This window comes from Paraburkholderia sp. HP33-1, from assembly GCF_021390595.1.
Classification (GTDB): domain Bacteria; phylum Pseudomonadota; class Gammaproteobacteria; order Burkholderiales; family Burkholderiaceae; genus Paraburkholderia.
Genome location: NZ_JAJEJR010000001.1, coordinates 425,258 through 448,382, shown reverse-complemented (window position 1 = coordinate 448,382; position 23,125 = coordinate 425,258). Strand labels below are relative to the sequence as shown.

General features: G+C 62.3%; 21 protein-coding genes. 8 read left to right on the top strand and 13 right to left on the bottom strand.

The features are described from left to right. Positions 1–17 precede the first annotated feature (17 nt). The 5 genes from aqpZ to L0U81_RS02075 form a co-directional block, all read right to left on the bottom strand. Complete coding sequence (gene aqpZ / locus L0U81_RS02095; RefSeq protein ID WP_233799939.1) at positions 18–764, bottom strand: aquaporin Z; 747 nt, start codon at positions 762–764, stop codon at positions 18–20. Between the two features lie 41 nt (positions 765–805). Beyond that, positions 806–1,450 carry a response regulator transcription factor gene (locus tag L0U81_RS02090; RefSeq protein WP_233799938.1) on the bottom strand — a complete coding sequence of 215 codons (645 nt, stop codon included), beginning with the start codon at positions 1,448–1,450 and terminating at the stop codon, positions 806–808. A 106-nt stretch (positions 1,451–1,556) separates the two neighbouring features. Continuing rightward, positions 1,557–2,246, bottom strand: a complete 690-nt coding sequence (locus tag L0U81_RS02085) for a response regulator transcription factor (protein WP_233804181.1) — start codon at positions 2,244–2,246, stop codon at positions 1,557–1,559. Positions 2,247–2,381: 135 nt separating this feature from the next. Continuing rightward, positions 2,382–3,035, bottom strand: a complete 654-nt coding sequence (locus L0U81_RS02080; protein ID WP_233799937.1) for a response regulator — start codon at positions 3,033–3,035, stop codon at positions 2,382–2,384. 202 nt (positions 3,036–3,237) lie between these two features. Beyond that, positions 3,238–4,548 (bottom strand): MFS transporter, encoded by a 1,311-nt coding sequence (locus L0U81_RS02075; RefSeq protein ID WP_233799936.1) that lies wholly within the window; start codon positions 4,546–4,548, stop codon positions 3,238–3,240. Between the two features lie 95 nt (positions 4,549–4,643). Between L0U81_RS02075 and L0U81_RS02070 the strand changes: the two genes are divergently transcribed. From L0U81_RS02070 to L0U81_RS02040, 7 genes are all read left to right on the top strand, one after another. Continuing rightward, on the top strand, positions 4,644–5,531 hold the full coding sequence (locus tag L0U81_RS02070) for a LysR family transcriptional regulator (RefSeq protein WP_233799935.1): 888 nt from the start codon (positions 4,644–4,646) through the stop codon (positions 5,529–5,531). Between the two features lie 555 nt (positions 5,532–6,086). Next, on the top strand, positions 6,087–6,815 hold the full coding sequence (locus tag L0U81_RS02065; protein ID WP_233799934.1) for a c-type cytochrome: 729 nt from the start codon (positions 6,087–6,089) through the stop codon (positions 6,813–6,815). Beyond that, positions 6,812–8,155: a c-type cytochrome gene (locus L0U81_RS02060; protein WP_233799933.1), complete on the top strand. Its 1,344-nt coding sequence runs from the start codon at positions 6,812–6,814 to the stop codon at positions 8,153–8,155. The genes L0U81_RS02065 and L0U81_RS02060 overlap by 4 nt, the downstream gene beginning before the upstream one ends. 51 nt (positions 8,156–8,206) lie before the next feature. After that, positions 8,207–8,383 (top strand): hypothetical protein, encoded by a 177-nt coding sequence (locus tag L0U81_RS02055; RefSeq protein ID WP_233799932.1) that lies wholly within the window; start codon positions 8,207–8,209, stop codon positions 8,381–8,383. 2 nt (positions 8,384–8,385) lie between these two features. After that, entirely contained in the window at positions 8,386–8,958 is a 573-nt protein-coding gene (locus L0U81_RS02050) for a cytochrome C oxidase subunit II (RefSeq protein WP_233799931.1), read from the top strand. After that, positions 8,945–10,570, top strand: a complete 1,626-nt coding sequence (locus tag L0U81_RS02045; RefSeq protein WP_233799930.1) for a b(o/a)3-type cytochrome-c oxidase subunit 1 — start codon at positions 8,945–8,947, stop codon at positions 10,568–10,570. The genes L0U81_RS02050 and L0U81_RS02045 overlap by 14 nt, the downstream gene beginning before the upstream one ends. Continuing rightward, positions 10,567–11,373 (top strand): c-type cytochrome, encoded by an 807-nt coding sequence (locus L0U81_RS02040; RefSeq protein ID WP_233799929.1) that lies wholly within the window; start codon positions 10,567–10,569, stop codon positions 11,371–11,373. Before L0U81_RS02045 ends, L0U81_RS02040 begins: the two co-directional genes overlap by 4 nt. A gap of 36 nt (positions 11,374–11,409) precedes the next feature. Here the strand turns inward: L0U81_RS02040 and L0U81_RS02035 are convergent, their stop codons facing one another. Continuing rightward, positions 11,410–13,047, bottom strand: a complete 1,638-nt coding sequence (locus tag L0U81_RS02035; protein WP_233799928.1) for a methyl-accepting chemotaxis protein — start codon at positions 13,045–13,047, stop codon at positions 11,410–11,412. A 212-nt stretch (positions 13,048–13,259) separates the two neighbouring features. Here L0U81_RS02035 and L0U81_RS02030 point away from each other — a divergent pair, with 212 nt between their 5' ends. After that, the gene (locus tag L0U81_RS02030) at positions 13,260–14,060 is read left to right on the top strand and encodes a bestrophin-like domain (protein WP_233799927.1); all 801 of its coding nucleotides are present in this window, start codon (positions 13,260–13,262) and stop codon (positions 14,058–14,060) included. A 227-nt stretch (positions 14,061–14,287) separates the two neighbouring features. On the opposite strand, the gene L0U81_RS02025 is transcribed toward L0U81_RS02030, so the two are convergent. From L0U81_RS02025 to L0U81_RS01995, 7 genes are all read right to left on the bottom strand, one after another. Further along, a complete protein-coding gene (locus L0U81_RS02025; RefSeq protein ID WP_233799926.1) occupies positions 14,288–16,576 on the bottom strand; it encodes an ATP-dependent DNA helicase in 2,289 nt (762 codons plus the stop codon). Next, a complete protein-coding gene (locus L0U81_RS02020) occupies positions 16,573–17,010 on the bottom strand; it encodes a VPA1267 family protein (protein ID WP_233799925.1) in 438 nt (145 codons plus the stop codon). Before L0U81_RS02020 ends, L0U81_RS02025 begins: the two co-directional genes overlap by 4 nt. 2 nt (positions 17,011–17,012) lie before the next feature. Beyond that, complete coding sequence (locus tag L0U81_RS02015; protein ID WP_233799924.1) at positions 17,013–17,465, bottom strand: hypothetical protein; 453 nt, start codon at positions 17,463–17,465, stop codon at positions 17,013–17,015. Between the two features lie 11 nt (positions 17,466–17,476). Next, positions 17,477–19,528, bottom strand: coding sequence for an integrase (locus tag L0U81_RS02010; protein WP_233799923.1), 2,052 nt, complete (start codon positions 19,526–19,528; stop codon positions 17,477–17,479). Beyond that, positions 19,521–21,146 carry a site-specific integrase gene (locus tag L0U81_RS02005; RefSeq protein ID WP_233799922.1) on the bottom strand — a complete coding sequence of 542 codons (1,626 nt, stop codon included), beginning with the start codon at positions 21,144–21,146 and terminating at the stop codon, positions 19,521–19,523. Before L0U81_RS02005 ends, L0U81_RS02010 begins: the two co-directional genes overlap by 8 nt. Continuing rightward, entirely contained in the window at positions 21,133–22,395 is a 1,263-nt protein-coding gene (locus L0U81_RS02000) for a tyrosine-type recombinase/integrase (RefSeq protein ID WP_233799921.1), read from the bottom strand. The genes L0U81_RS02005 and L0U81_RS02000 overlap by 14 nt, the downstream gene beginning before the upstream one ends. Positions 22,396–22,547: 152 nt before the next feature. Beyond that, entirely contained in the window at positions 22,548–23,081 is a 534-nt protein-coding gene (locus L0U81_RS01995) for a single-stranded DNA-binding protein (protein WP_233799920.1), read from the bottom strand. Positions 23,082–23,125: the final 44 nt, after the last annotated feature.

The window sequence follows — 23,125 nt, the reverse complement described above, 5'->3', positions numbered from 1 at the left end:
CGAGTGACGCCCCGCGCTCACGAAACGTCACCCTGCCCGTCCGCCAGCGACCCTGTGGACGCATCAGCATGGCCGTCCAGAAACGAAAACAGCACGCCAGCCGCGATCGCACCCGCCAACGGCGCGGCCCAGAACAGCCACAGCTGGTCCAGCGCCCAATTGCCGACGAATAGCGCCTGCGCTGTCGAGCGGGCGGGATTGACCGATCCATTGGTGACCGGAATCGACACCAGATAGACGAGCATCAGACATGCGCCGGTGATGAACGGCGCAACCGTAGCCAGCTCTTTTCGAACGACGACCAGCAGGCAGGCCGCGACGAAAACGAACGACAGCACGAACTCCATGACGAGCGCCGAATGCAACGGATAGTCGGCGGGCGAATGCGCGCCGAAGCCGTTCGCCGCGAATTCGCTCGCGGCAAGTTCGAAACCCGGCCGGCCGCAGGCGAGATAGGCAAGAAACGCCGCTGCGACGATTGCGCCCGCGATCTGCGCGGCGATATAGGGCAACAGATCGCGCACCGGAAAACGCTGAGCGACCGTGAAGCCGATGGTGACGGCAGGATTGAAATGGGCGCCGGAAATCTTGCCGAAGGCATAGCTGGCGGTAGCGAGCGCAAGACCGAACGCCAACGACATTTGCAGCGCACCGCTAGCCTGCAGCACGCTCGCGGTATCCAGCACCGTGCTGGCGCAGCCGACGAACACGAGCCATGCCGTACCCACGCCCTCGCTCCACAATCGCTTGCCCAACGCCACCATTTCTATCCCATCCGTCAAGAATTTTTGAGTATCACAGCGCCTCATACGAGCCCGATCTGAGCGGCGTAGTCGATCAGATCGGCTTCCGTTTCCAGTCCGAGCTTGCGCATCGCGCTGCGCTTTTGCGTGCTGATGGTTTTGTCGCTACGTCGCAGACGCGTGGCGATTTCGTGCACCGCGAGGCCTCGCGCATAGAGCTGAAACACCTCCCACTCGCGCGCGCTCATCGCACCGCCGCGACCGGGCGGCGCAGGATCGGCAGCCGCGAGTACCGCCATCACCTGCTCCGATAGATGAGTGCGCCCGGCGGCAACGGCCTCGATTGCGTCGATCAGTGCGCTCGCGGCGTCGCGCTTGTCGACGATTCCTGTCACACCGATATTGCGCAAGCCCGTCAAGACGTGTGCACGCTCGATCATAGTCAGCACGACCACGTGCGGGTGCGACTTGCGCCGCAACAGGCGACGCAATAGCGGCACCGCGCTGCTGTCTCCGTCGAGTCCCGGCATGCCGATGTCCGACACGACGACGTCGCATGCGCAGGCATCGAGCAGCTTCGCGAGACTATCGGTGTCGGCCGCTTCGCCGACGATTTCGATATTCGGCTTGTCGCGCAGCAGAGATCGGACGCCCTCACGAACGCAGTCGTGATCGTCCGCCACGACGACGTATATCTTGTTGGTCATTCTTTTGCGTGGCTTTCTTATATTGTCGATCGGCATACCGCACGAAATGTGTCCCCGGTTATGCCGATACATTCGCTGCGCGCCTGCGCAGCAGGTTGCCGCCCGGTTAGCGGTCGCTACCATGCCCTTCGGGCACTACTCCATATTCGACGGCGAAACGAAACAATTCGGCTTCGCTATTCAGCGACAGCTTGCGCATGGCCATGCACTTTTGCGCGCTGATCGTCTTCACGCTACGCCCCAGCCGAATAGCGATTTCCGTGACCCCGAGTCCCGACGCGTACTGCGTAAATACCTCGAACTCGCGGCGAGACAATGTGGCGCGCACGTAGTCGCGCCGTTGCGCCAGCGTGACGTCGGTGAGCATGGCGCGCACCGCCGGACCGACATAACACTCGCGCGCCAGCGCCATGACCACCGCCACATGAATCAGATCGATGCGGTCGCGCTTGCTCAGCAGTCCATTCACGCCGAGCGACATCACCTTGCGCAGCGTCGTGGCCTCCGTTTCCATTGTCAAAATGACGAGCGCGACGTTGGGATAGCGTGCCTTGAACTGCCTCACGGCTTCGAACCCGTTGTCGTTGTGCCCTCCCGGCATGTATAGGTCCATCAGCACGAGATCGCAGGGACTGCGGTCGGCTTCGATAAACAGTTCGGCGACATCTGCCGCGCGGCCAACCACCTTCAGGTTGGGATAATTGCCAATCAGATTTTCTATAGCCAGCAGAACCAACGGATGATCGTCCGCGATGATCGTTCGAACAGGCGTGCCTGATGCAGCCATGAGGTTCATCGTCTGGCGCTCCACGATACTTTCATTTCCCGACACCTTGTTGTGTATGACCGGCGCTCACTGAATGGTCGAGCATTTCTTTTGCGACCAACATAAGAACGCTCTGAAATCGACCGAATAGCGTTTACCGGATGCTTAGGGTTCCAGCAGGAGCGTGCCGCAGGCGCGCACACAGGAGAAAAGCGCGGGATCGTCGGCGACGCCAAGCCGCGCCATCGCTTCGCGTTTTTGCCGGCTCACCGTGCGGCGATGGCAGCCGAGCGCCGTCGCGATCTGCGCGATGGACTCGCCGTTCACCAGCCTGCGCAGGATGTCGGTCTGCCGCTTCGACAACAGCAGTGCCGACACGAGCACACCGTTGTCCTGCTGCGAACACGCAAGCGTTTCGGCCACCGAGCGGCCCAGGTAGCGCGCGCTGTCGCTGATGGCCCGCGGCAATTCGTCGAGCGAGTCGGTTTTCCCGATCACGCTGACGGCGCCATCGGAGGCGATGACGCGCAACATCGCGGCGTTCGTCTGCGCGGTCACGACGACGACGCGCAATGAAGGCCACGTGCGGCGGATGTGTCGGATCAAGGCGAGTCCGTCGCCGATCCCTCCGGCGGGCTCCGGCATGGAAAGATCGACGGCGAGCACGTCGCACCGCGTGTGTTGCAGCATGGCGATCAACGCGGTGGGCGCGCTCGCCTGACCGACGACGGACAGTCCTTCGTACCTCTCCAGTGTCGATTTCAGGCCAAGCAGGACGAACGGATGATCGTCCGCCAGAATGATTCGTAGATTCGCCACGATTGGTTTCGCTCGTTATATGAGTGGTGGGTATGTGCGCAGGAATTACCGTGCGTGCATCGACCTGCGTCGCGGCACTCAGGCGCCGCGCCGGAGAAGCCATCTCATCACCCTCACACAATCACGACAATCGGAGCCTTCCGAATCCGGCTGAAGCATTGGGATAATTTGCAGTTCTACAAAGCAATTTGCGCACTGCCATTCATGTCGCATCACAAGCGCGCATCGCACGTGTCGACGCCACGCGCGGAAACACCGGCAACGCGAGCAACGCGCACGCGCTCGCGACCGCCCACACCAGCGGCCATGCTCCGATCGACAGCAGCGTCGGAATCGCGAGCGGCGTCAGGAACAGTGTGAGGAACACGCAGGTGTTGCCCATCGCGAGCGCGGTGCCCGCGCGGCGCGTACCGGCGAGCGTCGCGAGTTCGGTGAACGCGACGCCGTGCCACGCCGACGCACAGACGCCGCCGAGCACGATCATCAGCGCGAACAGCACGACGCTCCCGGCGCGATGCAGGCCGACGAGCCCGGTCGCGAGCGCGAGCAGCACGAACAGCACGGCGGTCAACAGACTGCATGTCCGCATATACGCGCGACGATTCCCGCGCCGGTCGGTCCACGCGCCGCTCCAGACCCGCGCGATCGCGGCGCCGCTCTGCACAGCGGCCATCGTCGCGCTGATCGCGAACACGCCGGCACGGCCGAAGTCGTGCAGGAACACCGTGCCGAACGTGATGACGGCAATCTGCGGCACGCACAGCGCGCCCGCGCCGAGCGCGACGCGCCAGATCGCGATGTCTCGCAATGGCGAAATCGCTGGCGGCGCGCTGACGTTGGGGGTGTTTGCGCTCTGCGCGCCGGCCGCAAACGCGTCGTCGGCGTGCGCGGGCTCGTGCAGCCACACCCACGCGAACCACGCGGTGATCGCGCACGCCAACGCGAGTCCCCCATAAGCACTCGCAAAACCAAAGCGCGAGGCGAGCACTGGCAGCGCCAGTGCGCCGAGTCCGCCACCCGCGGGCACGGCGGTTTGACGGATGCTCATCGCGAGACCGCGCTCACCATCGCGAAACCACGCCATCACCGCGCGGCCGCTCGATCCGTTGACGCTACCGCCCAGCAGTCCGACCAGCAGCAGCCCGAGCGCGAGCGGCGCGGTGCCTGGCACATGCGCGCCGCCCGGCGACACGAACAGCGCAAGACCGGCAAGCGCGGCCGCGGTCGACAGCAGCCCGAGCAGCAACACGCGACGGTCGCCCCAGCGGTCGGTCAGCAGCCCCCACGGCAACTCGCTGACGGCGATGCCGAGCCCAAGCATGCCGAGCACGAGGCCGAGCTCGTGGTTGCCGAGGTGGTAGTCCGAGCGCAGGAACACCGCGGTCGTCGGGATCCCGGAAAAAGCCGCCGAAAAACTCGCGTTTGCGGCAAAGCCTACGCCCAGCACCTTCCAGCGATGCTTCGCGCCGCGTTCGCCGGCGCCGCGCGCCACTGCCATGGATCCGTTCTCCATCACACCCTCCGCAAGTCATTCGGGGGTATGCTACGGCTGGGCATTCCATCGGAAAAGCCGGAATTTCAGATCACCGCCATCGGAAAACCCGAATCATGAGCCAACGTGGTTTCGATCTTGCGCAGTTGCGGACCTTCGTCGCCGTCGCCGAATCGGGCAGCGTTTCGGCGGGCGCCGAGCGCGTGTTCCTGTCGCAATCGTCGGTGAGTGAGCAGTTGAAGAAGCTCGAGGAACGCACCGGCCAGCCGCTCTTCGTGCGCGGCCGGCAGGGCGTCAGTCCGACGCCCGCGGGCGAGCGTCTGCTCGGACACGCGCGCCGCATCATCGCGATGAGCGAAGCGGCGTTCGACGATCTGCAAGGCCGCTCGCTCGACGGCGAACTGCGCATCGCGATCACCGACTACTACCGGCCGCATGACATCGCCCGCATCCTGAAGACGTTTTCGGAACAGCATCCGCGGCTGAAGCTGCACGTGACCGTGCTGCCGAGCGCGGTGATCGACTGCGGCGCGGACGATCACGCGTCGTTCGATATCGGTCTGTCGGCGCGCCTCGTGACAGGCCAGACGCGCGCGCGCGGCGCCAGCGCCGGTGCCCCGAGCATCGTCGTGCGCCGCGAAAAGCTGTTGTGGGCCAGTTGCGCCGATGCCGCGAGCCGCCCCGCCGCACCGTTTCAGCTGGTGCTGCTGCCGTCGACGTGTCAGTTGCAGCGCTTCGTCGTCAAGCTGCTCGACGAACACAAGGTGGCCTACGTGGTGTCGCATTCGGCGTCCGGCGTCGCGGGCCTGCAGCTCGCGCTGAAGGCGGGGCTTGGCATTTCCTGTCTGAACGAGTCGTCGCTCGGCGGCGGCGTGGCGGCGTGTGCCGCGAACATCGGCTTGCCCTCGCTGCCTGCCATCGAGTTTCATCTGCTGCCGCGACGTCCGGGCGAAAGCGAACTCGTCAGCAATGCGCGTGAGGCGCTCGTGCGGCTCTTCGCATGACACGCACCGGCGTTTGCGCAAAATGTGAAGCAGCGCGAATGAGACGCAGATACAGGCGCAAAAGCAATTCATAGCAAAATTGATCGATCGACATCAGATAATCACATTCACGTGATCCATTGAGATCAATTGCCCGCGCTGCAACAAAACCCTATGCAGCCGCGCCTTCATCCGCGTCGACCACGATTATCGGAACGCCTGGTTTGCTTTGCATTCTCTATTGACGCGTCCGATAAATTGCTGCACGCTGCCACTCGGTATCGCGCGTTTTTTCAGCGCCTCATGGGTTGTGCCTTGCAGCCCGAAAGCCGCCGTCCCAGGCGCATCCAGCGCGGATCATTGTCGCAGATCAAAGTTTTGGCCTGACAATTGCATCATCATTGCGCATCTGTACTTCGCGGTCCCGAACAAGCCCGTTCCGATTAGCGGTTAATAGCAAGTCAGATAAGAACAGGTAGTCCCGTGATGCGTCGTTTCCGGATTCATAAGGCAATCCGCACACGCGCGCAGGGTAAATAAATCGAGCAATAAGAACGTTCCCCAACGAGGCCCGGTGTGTATCGCAAAACTATCGGCTCTTCGGTGCTGTTCGCGTTATGCGCGCTCCACGCGCTGTGGAGCGGCGCGGCTTTCGCGGCCACCGATGCAGCGGCCGGCGCGAATCCTACGGCGATGGACCAGCGCGTGCGCGCCTGCACGTCGTGTCATGGCGTGCAGGGCGAGGGCCGCAAAAACGACTACTTTCCACGCATCGCCGGCAAACCGGCCGAGTACCTGTTCAATCAGCTGATCGCATTTCGCGACGGCGGCCGCACCTATCCGCCGATGGGCTATCTGCTCGCGTACCTGCCCGACGACTACCTGCATCAGATCAGTGAGTATTTCGCGGCCCTGCAGCCGCCTTACCCCGAATCCGATCACGCCGCCGTATCGTCGAAGCTGCTTGCCGCCGGCGAAAAGCTCGTCAAGCATGGCGACCCTGCGCGCGGCATACCGGCGTGCATCGCCTGTCACGGCGCGCGCATGACCGGCACGCAGCCCGGCATTCCGGGCCTGCTCGGGTTGCACGCGAGCTATATCGCCGGACAGATGGGCACCTGGCGCTCGGGCACCCGCCACGCGCTCGCGCCGGACTGCATGCACACGATCGCGGTCAAGCTGAACGACAGCGACATCTCCGCGGTATCGAACTGGCTCGCGCGCCAGCCGCGCCCCGACGATCCCCGGCCCGCACCGGCATCCGCCGCGCGGCTGCCCCTCGCTTGCGGGAGCCAACCGCAATGAAGCCGACACTTCGCCCGCCCGGTTGGCTGCGCCCGGCAAGCATGGCCAGCGTCCTTGCGACCGGCAGCCTCGCGCTTGCGTTGCTGGTCCACGCACCGCTCGCCACGACAGCGCATGCCGCCTCGCCCCAAGTCGCTCAAACGGGCGCCACGACCGCGACAGCCGGCGCCGGCACCGACACGCGCCCCGACATCGTCAAACGCGGCGAATACCTCGCGCGCGCGGGCGACTGCATCGCGTGTCACACCGCGCCGCGCGGCAGGATGTTTGCCGGCGGCCTCGCGATGGAAACGCCGTTCGGCACGCTGTACTCGCCGAACATCACGCCGGACCCGCAGTACGGCATCGGCACCTGGAGCGAGGACGCGTTCTTCAACATGATGCGCACGGGCAAAAAGCCGGACGGCTCGCTGATCTACCCCGCCATGCCGATCGCCCAGTACACGAAGGTCACGCGCGAGGATTCGAATGCGATCTTCGCGTTCCTGAAGACCGTCGAGCCGGTGCGTCAGCCGAACCGGCCGCACACGCTGCGCTTCCCGTTCAATCAGCGCGATCTGCTGTACGGCTGGCGCACCCTTTATTTCCGCGAAGGCGAGTTCAAGCCCGATCCGACCAAATCGGTCGAATGGAATCGCGGCGCGTATCTGGTCGAAGGGCTCGGGCACTGCACGTTGTGCCACACCCGCATCAACATGCTGGGCGGCTCGTCGCCGCGCGAGCAGTTCGCGGGCGGCCTGATTCCGGTGGAGAACTGGTACGCGCCGTCGCTGACCTCGGACAAGGACGGCGGGCTCGGCGACTGGAGCATCGAGGACATCGTCGATCTGTTGCAGGCGGGCATCTCCAAACGCGGCGCAGTCTATGGTCCGATGGCCGAAGTCACTTATCACAGCCTTCAATACCTGACGGACGAGGACATCCGGGCGATCGGCGTCTATCTGAAGTCACTGCCCGACGTTCAAAGCCGCAAGACCGGCCCGAGCGCGACGCCGGACCCCAAGGTGTTCGCACTCGGCAAGCAGATCTACGCGGACAAATGCGCGATCTGCCACGGCGACAATGGCGAGGGACAGCTGCCCCATTACCCGCCGCTCGCGAGCAACCAGTCGATCGAAATGGACTCGGCCGTCAACCCGATCCGCATCGTGCTGAACGGCGGCTTCCCGCCGGGAACGGAACGCAATCCGCAGCCGTTCGGCATGCCGCCGTTCGGCCAGGAGCTGAACGACACCGAGGCGGCCGCCGTCGTCACGTTCATCCGCACCGCGTGGGGCAATCACGGCCTGCCGGTGACGGCCCACGAGGTCAACGAGCTGCGCAAGGCGCCACTGCATTGAGGCGCCGCCTCGAGGCACACCACCGAGGCACCGCATAGGAGAACCAACCACATGAAAGCGAAGGACCCGTACAGTGCCGCCCCGCCGACCGACGACGAAGTCGAACACGTCGTCGCGGCCGGTCCTCGCGGCGCGATCGCACTGGCAGGCGTCTCCACGGTGATCGTGATGGCGATCTGGTTCGCCTTCTACTTTTTCGCGTTTTTGCCGCGCGGCATCATCCACTGACCATGTCGACCGACTCTTCTCATCAACCCGGTAGCGGCCACGCGGTCGCGTTGCGCGCCGAGCGGCGCTGGGCGATCTTCGCGGTCGCGCTGATCCTGCTGATGCTTGCCGTGATCGTGTTCTCGGGCGTGCATTGGGCGATGATGCCGCCGTCGCGCGTCGAGACCGTCGACCCCTCGCGCCTGCAGCTTTCCGGCGAATTCGCCGAGGACAATCTCGGCAGCGCGGTGCAGCCGGACGGCTCGGTGATCGTGCGCTTCATCGCGCAACAGTACTCGTTCACGCCGCAATGCCTGCTCGTGCCCGCCGATACGCCGATCACGATCCGCACCACCAGCGCCGACGTCATACACGGCCTGCTCGTCATCGACACCAACATCAACACGATGGTCGTGCCCGGCTACGTCGCGACGCTGAACACGCAGTTCGACCATCCCGCCGATCACGCGATGCCGTGCCACGAATTCTGCGGCTTCGGCCATCAGACCATGTGGGCACACGTGAAGGTGATCGACAAAGCCGCCTTTTTCGAACAGGCCCGACAATCACGGAGACTGAGCTGTGTTCCACGCTAAGCGACTCGTACTCGCGCATTTCTGGATCGCCTTCATCACGTTCGCGATCGCGTTGTGCCTCGGCGCGTGGCAGATGCTGGTGCGCAGTCCCCTATTGCCGTGGATCGGCGACCCTGAGCTGTACTATCGATCGGTGACCGCGCACGGCACCATGATGGCCTACGTGTTGCCGACGCTGGTCGCGATGGGTTTCGGCTACGCGATCGTCGAGCTCGCGCTCGCGCAGCGCCTCGTCGGCCTCAAATGGGCGTGGGCTGCGCTCGTCATGCTGGTGGTCGGCGCGGTGATGGCGATGGTGCCGGTCGCGCTCGGCCAGGCCTCGGTGCTCTTCACGTTCTATCCGCCGATGATCGGCAGTCCGTTCTACTACCTCGGCGTCGTGCTCGTGGTGGTCGGCTCGTGGATCTGGGTCGCGCTGATGCACGTGAACCTGCGCATCTGGAAGCGCGCCAATCCCGGCAAGCCCGTTCCGCTCGCAATGTTCGCGAACGTCGCGGGCGCGTACCTGTGGGCATGGACCGCGATCGGCGCGGCGCTCGAGATCCTGTTCCAGATCCTGCCCGTCGCGCTCGGCTTTGCCCACACGATCGACGCCGGCCTCGGTCGGGTGCTGTTCTCGTGGACGCTGCACGCGATCGTCTACTTCTGGCTGATTCCGGCGTACATCGCGTACTACACGCTAGTGCCGCGCGCGATCGGCGGACGGCTCTACAGCGATTCGATGGCGCGTGTGTCGTTCATCCTGTTCCTCGTGTTCGCGATGCCGATCGGCATCCATCACCTGTTCGTCGATCCGCAGGTCGGCGCGGGCTTCAAGTTCCTGCACGCGGTGTTCACGGGCATGGTGTCGGTGCCGACGCTGCTGACCGTGTTCACGATCTGCGCGTCGGTGGAAATCGCCGGCCGGCTGCGCGGCGGCAAGGGCGCGCTCGGCTGGCTCACCGCACTGCCGTGGAGCAATCCGATGATGCTGGTGCTCGCGTTCTCGTTCGTGATGCTCGGCTTCGGCGGCGCGGGCGGCCTCATCAACATGAGCTATCAGATGAACTCGACCGTGCACAACACGCAATGGGTGACCGGCCACTTCCACCTGATTTTCGGCGGCGCGATCGTCATCATGTACTTCGCGATCGCGTACGAACTGTGGCCGCAACTGACCGGCCGCGCGATCGTGTCGGCGAAACTGGTGCGCACGCAATTGTGGATGTGGTTCATCGGCATGATGGTGGTCACGATACCGTGGCATTGGGTCGGCCTGCTCGGCGCGCCGCGCCGCATGGCCTATTACGACTACGCCATGGCGGGCATGCAGGGGCAGGGATTCTGGGTCGTTGTGTCGGCGCTCGGCGGATTGGTCCTGCTGGTATCCGGCCTGCTGTTCGTCTATATCCTCGCGAAGTCGCAATTCGGCCCCGTGGAAGAGCCGCCGGCGTTCCGCTTCGCGAGCGCGGCGCACCCGGTCGAGCGCGTGCCCGTCGCGCTCAACAGCTTCGGCCTGTGGGTCGCGCTGATGATCGGGCTCACGGTCGTCAATTACAGCGTCCCGATCGTCCAGCTGCTCAGACTGCCGCAGACTTCAGTGCCGGCTGTCGTCATCGGGGCACAGCGATGAACGAAGAACGCCTCTTCACCCTGCGCAATCCGTGGTTCGTGTGGAGCGTCGGCGGTACGATCGCGATCGCGATCGTCTCGATCCTGATCGGCTTCGTGTGGCTGCCGTCAACGAGCACCGCGTTCGGCGACCTCAGCCTGTGGGCGAGAATTTGCGGCGCCGCCGGCGTGCCGTCGAGCTGGTACAGCGGCAAGGCGACCAGCCAGGTGCCGAGTGACGTCGTCGTGTTGCCGCCTTCGGACCAGGGTCACCCGATGGCGGATGCGATCGGCCGTGGCGCAACGCTCGCGACGCAGCACTGCTCGATGTGTCACGGTGTACTCGCCAACGGGCAGGTCACCGCACCTCCGCTCGCCGGGCAGTACGCCGATGTGATCTACAAGGAAATGCGCGACTTCCAGAGCGGCCAGCGGCCGAGCGCGGTCATGCAGCCGATCATCGCGGCACGCAGCGTCCAGGATCTGCACGATCTGGCGGCTTACTACGCGTCGCTGCCACGCGCTGCGGCGGTCGAGAAGGCCCGGGCCGGCGAAGGCCCCGATGCGACCGCGGTCAGGCTCGTGATGCAGGGCGATCCGCAACGCAATATCGCGCCGTGCGCCGCGTGTCATGGCCAACTCGATCGGAAGGGCGCGGCGCCGTGGCTCGGCGGACAATCGTCGGTCTATCTGGCCGCGCAGTTGCACGCGTTCGCGTCGGGCGAACGGCACAACGACATCAACGAGCAGATGCGCCATATCGCGCGGCAGATGACGCCCGAGGAAATCGATGCCGTGGCGCGGTACTACGCGGCGATGCCGTAGTGGGCGGTGAGCGGCGGCGCAGCGCCACCGCTCGCATCACGCAGCAGCAAATTCGCCTTCCAGCCGCCGCTCACCGGCCGGCTTCGCGCGGCGCGCCGAAGCACCGCCACGCGACTCGCTCCCGGTCCGGAACACCGCCACCGCCGCCGACAGGCGCCGCGCCTGATCTTCCAGCGATCCCGCCGCCGCGGCCGCCTGCTCGACGAGCGCCGCGTTCTGCTGCGTGACTTCGTCCATCTGACCGACCGCGCGATTGACATGATCGATGCCGGTGCTCTGTTCGAGCGCCGCCGCCGCGATTTCGCCCATGATCGAACTGACACGCGCGATCGCGCCGACGATCTCGTTCATCGTCGAGCCCGAGCGTTCGACGAGCTGGGAGCCCTGCTCCACGCGGGTGCTCGACGCGTCGATCAAGCCCTTGATTTCCTTGGCCGCCGCTGCGCTGCGCTGCGCGAGCGAGCGCACTTCGCTCGCGACGACCGCGAAGCCGCGTCCCTGCTCGCCCGCGCGCGCCGCTTCGACTGCGGCATTCAGCGCGAGGATGTTGGTCTGGAACGCGATCCCCTCGATCACGCCGACGATATCGGCGATCCGCCGCGAATCGTCGACGATGCCCTGCATCGTGCCGACCACCTGCCCGGTCAGCTCGCCGCCCTGCGCAGCCAGTGTCGAGGCACCTTGTGCGAGCGAACTCGCCTCTTTCGCGTTGTCGGCCGTCTGCTTGACCGTCGAGGTCAGTTCCTCGATGCTCGCGGCCGTTTCCTCGAGCGCCGCGGCCTGCTCCTCGGTGCGCTGCGACAGGTCGGCATTGCCAGCTGCGATCTCGCTGACGCCGGTATCGATCGATTCGGTGCCTTGACGAACCGCGTTCACGGTCGCGATCAGCGACTCCTGCATCCTGCGCAGCGCGGCCGCGAGACGGCCCATTTCGTTGTCGCTGTGCAGCTCGACGCGGCCGCTCAGGTCGCCGTTGGCGATACGCTGGAACTGCGCGATCGTCGCATCGACCGGCGTGACGATCGAACGCACGAGCACGAAGCGGGCGAGCAAGCCGCCAATCAGCGACAGCACCATGCCGATCGCCACCGCCATACTGATGGCGTAGAACAGGTCTTGTGCGTCCTTATAGCGCTGCTCGCCGTGATCGAGCTGCAGCTGCTCGAGCGCGAGCATGGCCTTCTCGTACGCGCTGTACAGTGACGGCAGCTTGTGCGCCTGCAATTGCTGGAATGCGTTGGTGTCGCTCGACTTCAGCGCGGCGAGCGCCGGCTCGACGCCGTCGTGCAGGAACGCGTCGCGCTGCTGCTGCATGCCGGCGATCAGGCGCTGTTCGGCGGCATCCGTACCCGCATGGCTCAGATAGTGGGCGAGCCGCTCGTCGGAGGCTTTGCGGTACTGATCGAAGCGCTTGAGCACGGCGTTCGCGCCGTCCTGATCGTTCAGCGCGACGAGCGATGCGTACGTCGCCAGCGCGAGCCGCAGGCGCAGCAACTGGCCGGAGCTGCCTTCGAGGTCGGCAACAGCTGGCGTGTCGACCGTGTACATCTGTTGCAGCGACGCGTTCGACGAGCGCAGCGACAACAATCCCGCGGCCGCGCCGAGCAGCAGCACGATGCCGAAGAACACGATCATCAGGGTGAGGCTGGTGCGAATCGACAGATTTTTCAACATCGGACTGGTCTCCTTGGGCTGCCCGGCCGATGGTGCCGGCCACGCATGCTGCGCCCACGCCGATTGGCCCGGTCCGCAACCTGACTGAAAATTAAGCAAACACCTCATTGAGGGACAACGGCGCGCCCCACGGAAACTTTATGGTTGATCGCGGGCGCCGCTTGCGTTAAATCAGTAATGCCTCGAAGCCCCTTCCTGCCCGGAGCGCTCGCATGTCGGAAATCGGTTCGGCCGTACTCGTGTTCGCGCTGCTGTTGATCGCTACTGGCATCGGCGTCGGGGTGCGGCCGCTGCTGCCGGAGGAGCACAAGGCGCACGAGACCGTGCAGCTCGTGCAACTGGTGATTGGCATGCTGGTGACGTTCGCGGCGCTGGTGCTGGGTTTGCTGACGGCATCGGCGAAATCGAGCTTCGATACCGCGTCGAACGATATGCGCACCTATGCGGCCGAGCTGATCGAGTTCGACACGACGCTGCGCGAGCTTGGCAGCGCGGCCGACGAAGCGCGGCGCGTGCTGCGCCAGTACACGGCGGCGGCGATCGCATCGACGTGGCCGCAGGAGCCGGCACCGAGCGGCGACTATCCGCGCGAGCTCGGTGCGCCGGACAATTCGCAACAACTCGAAAGCGTGCGGCTTGGCGACATGCTGACCGCGGTGGGCCGCGAGTTGCGGCGATTGCGCACGCAGGATTCGTTGCAGCAGCGTGCGCTCGATGACGCGTTGACGCAGTACCGGCGCGTCATCGATGCGCGCTGGAAACTCATCGAGGAAGCGCACAGCTCGATTTCGCGGCCGTTCTTCACAATGCTGACGTTCTGGCTAGGCGTGATTTTTCTGAGCTTCGGGTTGATCGCGCCGCGCAATGCGTTGGCGCTGGTGACGATATCACTGGGGGCCGTGTCGATTGCTTCGGCGATTTATGTGATCGTCGATCTGGATACGCCGTTTACCGGGTCGATCGTGATTTCGAGTATGCCGTTGCGGGATACGTTGGAGCATTTGAGGCGGTGAGTTTTTGGGAATGCTCTGCGCGTGTGGCGGAAAAAACCTGGAAACAGAAAGGCCCGCATTCTTAAGAGCGGGCCTTTCTTGATGTGTCGATCAGCGGGAAGCTGGTCGGGTCGGTATTGAGCCGGGTGGTTAGAATGGTTATGGTTACCTAAAAACGCAAATAGCCTTGGATGTGAGTGAGTGAAGCCGTTTCCGGCGGAGGACTCTACACCGATGTCAATAAATGGTTACGACGGGAACCGTTGTTGACACTTCACTAGCTGCAAGGACGGTGACTGAAGGTGCCCCAGGAGGAGCGCCGTCAATCCGACCTGTCGCAGATGTGCTTTTGGTAGAGCCTCTACCGCAGCCTTGGCGGCCTCGGCGCTTCCAACCAGAATGACCTGTTGCTGGGCCCGGGTGACGGCGGTGTAAAGCAGCGTCCGGTCCATCAGACGGTTTCCGGTAACGGGAACAATCACGCGAGGCCACTGCGAACCTTGCGCCTTGTGAACCGTAATTGCGTATCCCAGCTCGAGGTCGTCAAGCATTTCCTCGTGGACCGGGCGACGTTCGCCGTCGTCCCATAAAATCCACCCAAGTACCGGACGCGCCTCGTCCGTTTCGTCGTCGTCCGGCGCCCGAGGCGCGTCATCGACCTGAACAACGCGTCCGAGAGAGCCATTCTGGAGACCATAGCTCCACAGGTTTCTCGTGCAAAGGATTGCATCACCCAACCTGAAACCGGTATGGGCAAACGACTCATGTTCGCCACTCCACGCAAGCATTGGAGAATCGTCCGCCAAAGCTTTCTGGCAAAGCGAATTCAACCATCGAGTTCCATCTGCGCCACTGCGTCGCGAACACAGTATCTGGGTGTTTTCCGGGTCTGTGCGGTACAAACGCAAGACGATTGCAGCCAGGCTGTTATCCCCGTCGTAAGAGGTGTTCCGGCACTCCACCATGGCAATGGGCGAGGTGCTGTCAGTTGCCAACGTTGGCCAGATGCCATTGCGGATAGAGAGTGCCGCCTGAGCAATTTCGCCACCATATCGCTTGACGACCTTCAGCTCAGAAGAGGCGACCTGCGGCAGACCCACCAGCGCATGCAATACGAGCCCGGGCCCCACAGGCATCAACTGCGACGGGTCACCGATGAGAAGCAATCGGACATGCCTGGGCAGGACGCTACAAAGACGGTACATCGTAATGATGTCAATCATGCTCGCTTCATCGACAACGACCACAGTCGGGCTGTCCAGGTCTTCGCGCGAAACGTTCTTGAGGAATCCGGCAATCGTCGATGCTGCGCGACTGGTAGCCTCCTGCATCCTTTTGGCAGCGAGGCCAGCCAGCGCCATCTGGCAGATGCGGATTCCAGCCCGGTCGAACAGCGGGTACACCGCCTTGAGCACCGTGGTTTTGCCAACACCTGCGCCGCCGGTGATGACAGCGAATGTCTCAGTTGCAGCGATTCGTATCGCTTCCCGCTGCTCGTCGTTCAGGGAGATGCCTTCGGCCGATTCGTATCGCTTAATGAGCACCGGAAGTTCGTGGTCGTCGACGAGCGGTGCGACACTGGTGTCCAAGATGCGTCCAGCGATAGCAGACGCAACCGCTGTTTCCATGACTAGCGGCCCGGTCGGGTGAATCGTGTCATCTGCTCCGACTACGTAGCTGCCGTTCCAAAGTCCTTGGTCGAGCGATGCGTCGATGAGCGAACGCCAGCGGAACTTCGGGGTCTGGGGACCAAGAACGCCAACGAGCCGCTCAATGAGCATGGCGCGCGAAGCGCAGGTGTGTCCGGAAGCGAAGATGCGATACAGCGCTTCCTCGACCGCACCGCGCAACCGTCGGTGGTCGTCAATTCCGATATTGAACCTGGAACGGGCAAACGCATCAGCGGCCTTCCATGTACCGCAGAAGCTAACGAGGCGGTAAGGGTCTTCTGCAATCTTTGCAGCTGTGTCGGTACCGAAGAATTTCAGCAACTTGCGGCCGACCTGTGTCTCGAACCCTTTGCCCTGAAGCCATTGAAGGTTTCGCGTATCGCCAAGTGTCGCCCACGCGGTGACTGCGATTTGCGCAATGTCTGGAGCGAGCACGGCGGAAAGTGACTCGACGTCCCCCTCATCAAGCAGGCCGTACAGCCGCTGGCCAAACGTCTCCCAGAGCGTGCGCGCCTTCACGTAGCCGATACTCCGGAACTCATCGCTTTCAGCCATCAACGTAATGATGTGCTCACCAGACGGGAGTCGAAACTCAAGCTCGGACGCCTCAATCTGCAGTTCCGTAAGTGCATAGCCGTTCATGTTGCTAGTCCGGCTGCGGCACTCGCCGGTCACATGCCACCACTGGCCCACCTCAACACGATTGTTACCAATCATGGAGAAGGAGGCGCGCACGACGAGGTAAGCGCCTGCGTCGAGCGTCTCGCCGCTTGAGCTGATAGGTGCGCCCGAGAAGATACATCCTCCGATGCCACGAATGCCCCGGCTGCGCACAGAGGTGACTCGCAGTAATTGCGAAGTGGTCAACGCAGCAACCTCCCCGTCGTCGCCAGCGCTTCGTCGAGCAGTTCATAGCGTTCAAGCTTGCGCTTGACCTCGCTGAGCTCTGCGCGAGCTGCGGCGAGGTCTGACTCCAACCGCCTGACATGTTCGGCGCTTACAGCAGCACGTGACGTGTCAGGCTTGCGCATAGGCAATCCGGCAGCGCCCGCGGACCCTTCGTCCGCAAGAGCAGGCAATATCCCGCTTTCCCGGAGCTCGTCCTCCTTGGCCTTGAGCGCGGCCTTGATGCGCGGATTCTGATTGAGCGCGGATTGTGCGAAACCGCATTCCTTCGCAATTTCTTTCCGCGATAGGACACCCCGGCTAACCATGGCACGGAACTCTGCATCGGTCTTGCTGGCGAGCCACACGGTGAATGTCGTCAGGTTCTGTTCCGAGAGCTGTTGTCCACTAGGCATGGCTAGCCCCGCTTTACTGGTTGAGCACGCCCGCCTCTACGGGGTGCATCGCTGCGCTCCCGGTCCACCGGTGGCAATGGCCGGTTGAGCAGTTCCTCAGTCAGGTTCTTCTTGCTCGCGTTGTACGTCCACCGCACGAACTGTTCGAGAAGCCGGTTGTTTTCGTTTTCAAGGCGCTCATTCGCGGCAGTCAGTCGCGCAACCTCATCGAGCGCTATCTTGAGCTCAGGTGGTCCATCAAACACGCCCATTGCAGGCTTGTCGGTGGACAGCGCCTTTTTTCGCCCCCCATACGCTTGGCGAATCCGCTCGTGAGAGTACAACGCCTGTCGCGTATATCGTTGTTTCGAACGGTGCTGGATTGCATCGATGAGAAGCTGCCAAGTGAGCTTGCCGCTCCAGCCATCGAGGATTTGCACAATCCGCCCGATAGCAGCGTCATCAAGGTTTGGCATCCTCGTACGCTTCATTGCTCCACCTCAGCGCTCGGGGTGTTGCTCAACGCAAGAGGCGTGTCATCCAAAGCCTGCGCCTGGTCTCGCGTCTCCTGAGCACGCTCAAGCCAAGATGCCACTCCCTCCGGCGTCGACCGGATAACCGCTCCGACCGGCACCAGTGGATTGTCCAGAACCGCGACCAGCGCCGCCAGCTTCGAATGGACCGCACGATGATGTTTTACCCATTCCGCCGCGCCATAATCGCCATCTGCCGCTGCCCGCTCCGCGTCATCGAGAAGCCGGGTCGCTTCCGAGAACGATTGCCGTATCCGAGTTTCGCTCTCCAGGTCGCCTTTGATGCATACCTGCTCATCACAGTTCGCGCAGTCCCCGTGAATCGGGCATGGTGTCATGACGAAGTCATGGACGCAGTAGCCGAAATCTGTCGTATGAGCTGTGGGTATCTTGAGGTTTCCGAAGGCGTTACGCTCAATGAGCACCCTTCGCGCCGAAGCAACGACCGGCCCCGACATGCGCTTACTATTACCAACGATTTCGCGTGCCTGCTTCAGAAGCGCTTGCGTCGATTCGTGGTCGTAAACTTCGTTCTGCCGGACGTCTTTCCGGCCCGCCCACTTGGCAATGTCCAGCTGGCTCATGCCACCCATCTGCGCCAAGGTATCAACGTAGTGCCGGAACTGGTGTGAATGGACGCGGATGGGACTACCGTCCTGCTCGAAGAGTCCGCAACTGTCGAAGACAGATTCGACGCCGGTCGTCGACCGCGAACCGAGGCGGTTGTGTATGATGTTCTGGCCTATAGGGTCGATAAGGCAGTTGGACCGACGTTGTTTTGTAGCCAGTGCATTTCGTTGCAAAACGCACAGCGCCTCGCTGTATTTCAGACCGAGTGCCTTGTTCATTACTGGGAAGCCGGGTGGCAGCTGCCTTAGCACCGCAGACTGCAAATCTTCTAACCGGACCCAGTGCTTCTGGGGTTGCCCCTCCTGAAATGGCACGCCGTTTGCCTTGCACCAAGTGCGAACTGCGTTGGTGCCGGCGGGGCAAGCAAACAGAATATCGCCGACCTCTTGCGCCGTCAGCCATTTTTTGCGCCTCAATTTCTTGAGTTCGTCGGTGGCGAGGTAGATTTTTCCAGGATGTGTCTCGTACCAGCGAGCAACCTTGCGCGCCTCAGCGGTGAGCTTCCGAATCCTGGCAATAGCTTCCTTAACCACGTCGACCATCGACGGCACAATCCACTTAATCATCGGCTCCGCGCCCTTCGCCGGAAACCAACGAAGGCCATACCGGAGCGTGCCATCTTCATCGGGCTCAGTGTGCTCGCAGTTTTCCGCAAGGAGTAGCACCTCGCTTATACGGTCAGGGGCGGAAACAAAGATGGCAGTCACCGACGAAACGAGCACATCTGCGGGTTTGCGTGCCAAACGGAACGCCTGGGGCAGTGCGTCAAGGGCCGCTGGCGAGGGCAACTTGCTAATGCGAATCGCGTCCGCGTCCTCTCCCACCTTGTTGTCGCTTTCGCCAGGGCGTTTGATTGGATTGTGCCAGGTGGAAAGACCTACGGTCAGCCGCTTACTGGTCAGGAACGTCCCTACCATCTCAATCTGCGTACCAACTCGATAGGCGTTGGCCGGAGCAAACCGGGCTTGGGCCAGCTGCGCGGCCCGGTTAAGGACATCTGCATCAATCGCCAGTGGATTGGCCATCCCTGTTTCAACGAGTGCCGCTTCAATAACGCGCAACGCGGCCAAACGGTTTCCCACCGCCTTGGTCGGTCGCACGCCCTGCTGATAGCGCATGAAGGCTTTGCTAAAGGTGCGGAAGGGCTCCTCCATCATGACAAGCTCTCGCTTCTTGCAGGTTTCGAGATTGCTATAAGTAAGCCTCAACGGGTGGTATTTGCCCTTCAGCTCAATGCCAGTGACCCACTTATTCGCCTCGAAGTCGAGGTTGGCGCCGAATATCGTCAGCTGGCTGCGACAGGCGTCCACGAAGGCATCGAGGTTCTGCTGGGCATCGAGCTCGGCCCGAGGTACGAACGTGATGATTTCAGTCATCGGCATCTTCCGGGTCCTTGCTGCTGTCGTTGGCGTCAGTAAAGTCGAAACCAATGGTGGCATCGCCGCTACCGGCGACGTCGCTCTCGGCCCGTACCGCTGCACACAACTGGATGACCTCCGCTATCGCAAAGATGGTCCGGTCGTTGATTGATGCGATGCGTGGGTCACAGGTCTTCATCTTCCGTTCGCGGTCAGAGAGCATGAAGTCCAGGACCAGCTCGTGTGGCCCGTCCAACCAGGGCTCAAAGCTCTCGCAGGTATAGCAGGCAATGGGCTTGGAGAAGCCGCAGAAGCCATATTTCCCGCAGCTGGACATGCCGTCGAAGGATGCAAGCATTTGGGGCGCCCTTATATCGCTCGCGGGGTCGAACGCACGGGTCGCATAGGAAGGTCCGGCGATGAGCTTTCCCGCGAACGCCTGGGCATAGGGCGCCATTGTCATCGCCATAGCCTTGTCAATACGTTTGACAATAGCAGGGGTAGCTTTTACGTAGACGCCGACATGCTGTGTATCGATATGGTCCAGTAGCGCGGCAATGACACGCTCGGAATGCCCCTCCTGCGCGGCTCGTGTTCCAATCGTGTGACGGAAACGCTTGGCACCGATTTTCGCGTAGTCGCCGGTCCGTTCGGAGATGACGCCCAGGCTGCTCATTACGCGAACCATCGCCTCGGCAATTTCTTCGGAGGTCTGGTGAAACTCAAATCCGGCGGGCGCGTCGCCAACAGCGTCAGAAGGAAACAGCGGAGCCTCGTCCGCATTTTCGATTCGACCCACAAACGCTTCTTTGACCCGCTTGGCGTACCGAGCGAGATGCCTTCCGAGCTGCGGTGTCAGTTCACGTTCAGTGAATTCGATACGGGGCTTGTCCGTACGGTTTTTTGCCCGAGGAATACGCAACTGATAGCTGATGACGCCGTCCTCTCGGACCTTTTCCTTCACGTCGCACGCTTTCAGATACGAGTACTGCACTGCTCTTTGACCCAGCGCCATGAACAACCAGCACAGGGCAAATTCCCCCTCCGTAACAAGCTTTTTCCCATATGCTTGATTCAAGGCCTGCTGCAACGCCTCTAGTTCCAAGTTAGTGAAGGGGCCCTTCGCTACGTCCTGAGTCAGGACGTCGACACCCTTGGCGTTTCCCGTCAGCCGCATCTCCAGGAGTAGGCCAACCGCATCGTCCGAGATTCCCCAGAGTCCCAATTCGTGCCATTTAATGAGGAACCCTGACACGGCACCAAGCTTATATTCGTCTTCGTGACTCAAGCTTGAGCGATAGTTGAGAATATCAACTGAGGTTACCTTGCTGATGAGCGTACCAGTCGCGGCAAACTTTGCATCCAGCAGGTTTCTGGCCCTCTGGAACATATTGTGGAAGTGGCAAAGCGAGGAATTCCTTGCATACCAGATGAGCGCGCATTGGAAAGCAGCCTTGAACGGAACAGACAACTGGGGGAGCTTGTTAAATGCCAAACGAACTCTCAACGCAGCCTCACGAACCTCCCAGACGTCATGGCGAGTCTCGAATGTGGCACCAGCACGCGTCGTCACGAATTCGGGAACATAGCCAACATAAGGTTCGACCGCGTTACTTGCTGATTCAGTCTTCGGCATCAGCTGGTAGCTCCATCTTCTCCTGCAGGCTCAGTGATACCGCACGTGCCTCTCGGTCCGTGTGGCGCTTGTCGTACGTCGAGGCGGTCTTTGAGGTCGGCTTCCACCCCATCAGTTTTGCACGCACCTTCTGCTCACGTTCCGGTGGAATCTTCTTTTCGTCCACTTCGTTCGAGAAGTTGTCGTTCCATGTATGACGCAAGAGATAAGGGAAGATGGGTCCGAGTTCTGGGTGCCGTTCGCACAACACCACGAATATCCTGTAAAGCCCAGATTTGGAGAGCGGCTCTCCGCCCGTCGCCACAAACAGGAACGGATGCTTTCTTGCCTTAGGGTAGTTGCGGCGCACATCGAAGATGTAGTGGCGAGTCAACCTGGCCTGTTCTACGGAAAGCGGCACAAGGCGGTCGTTTGTTTTTGTGTTCGGCTCCGCAGCCCGGGGGTCCTCGATGTCATCGGCACGCCGGGCGATAAATAATTCATTCTTTCGGAGGTCAACGTCCTGCACCCGGGCACCGCGCAGTTCACCCGGACGCAGTCCCAATCCCATAAACCAGCGAATAATCAGTTCGTTTCGCACCTGAGTTTCGTGGCGCGTCCAAGGATTTTCCGGCGAGCCGGTAACGACGACTTCCCAGAGCCGGTCCTGTATGTCCGGCAAGAGAGCGAGACGACCGCCCTGAGCGTTCCGTCCCCGGCCATCCGGGATGCGAGCCTTCATTGCGGAAAGAACGGTGTCGCGAGCAGAGAGAAAGGCCGGTCGCGGAGAATGCGAGCCAGTAACCGCAAGATGATGCCTGTTCGAAAGCCACTCCAGAAACTTGTGGATGTAGCGAATACGAATGCCTGCGGAGTCCCGATTGATAACAGATTGGGGCTGTGCGCTTGCACGGGCGCGGTGAGCCTCGAGCGAGGTCACCTTGCGACTTTGCGGAGCCGACCGTGGGAGCGCAGCGCAGACGCGGGATTCAATGGCCTCAAGCGGCTCATTGCACATCTCGATGAGCGCATCGAGTTCCCCCATGGTGAGGAAAAGGCCCTCACGCATTCGTGCATACAGGTCGACGCCGTGGTCGTCGCCGAAAAGCAGCCAGACCTTGCAGGAGCGCACGACCTGCTCCAGCGTCGCGCTGGCACGGCTGACCTGCCGGAATTCGCTTAATGTGAACGCCGTGACGTCAAATACAGGGATGCCTGTCCGAACGTCAATGAGCAGAGGGAACCGCTCACCCGATGCGAACACCTGCATTCTGACGGCATACCGGACGCTCACTATTGACGTTTCCCGAAGGTAGACCCTTCGACAAACAGTAGGCCATTTCCCGAAAAATGCAAATAAGAAAAAAGCCTGCAACCACAAGGGTTACAGGCTTCTTAATTACATTTTGAAAAAGGTAGACCTCAGAACGGAATATCGTCATCCATTTCATCGAACCCGCCGCCAGCCGGCGCGCTCGGACGGCTCGCGCCGCCACCGCCGCTGCCGCCACGCGAGCCGCCGCCTGACGACATCGCGCGACCACCACCGCCGCCGCCGCTGCGCTCCGACGGCTCGCCGCGGCTATATCCGCCTTCATCGCCGCCACCCATCGACGCGCCGCCACGGCCGCCGAGCATCTGCATCTGCTCCGCGACGATCTCGGTCGAGTAACGATCGGTGCCGTCCTGCGCCTGCCACTTGCGCGTGCGGATGCGCCCTTCGAGGTACACCGACGAGCCCTTCTTCAGATATTCCGACACGATTTCCGCGAGGCGGCCGAAGAACGCGACGCGGTGCCACTCTGTGGCTTCCTTCATCTCGCCCGACGCCTTGTCCTTGTAGCGGTCCGTTGTCGCAAGGCGGATGTTCGCCACTGCGTCGCCGCTCGGAAGATAGCGGACTTCCGGATCGGCTCCGAGGTTGCCGACCAGAATGACCTTGTTCACGGATGCCATGAGTTTCTCCTGTTGATTCCTGTTGCAGGCGGCGCGGCACTACG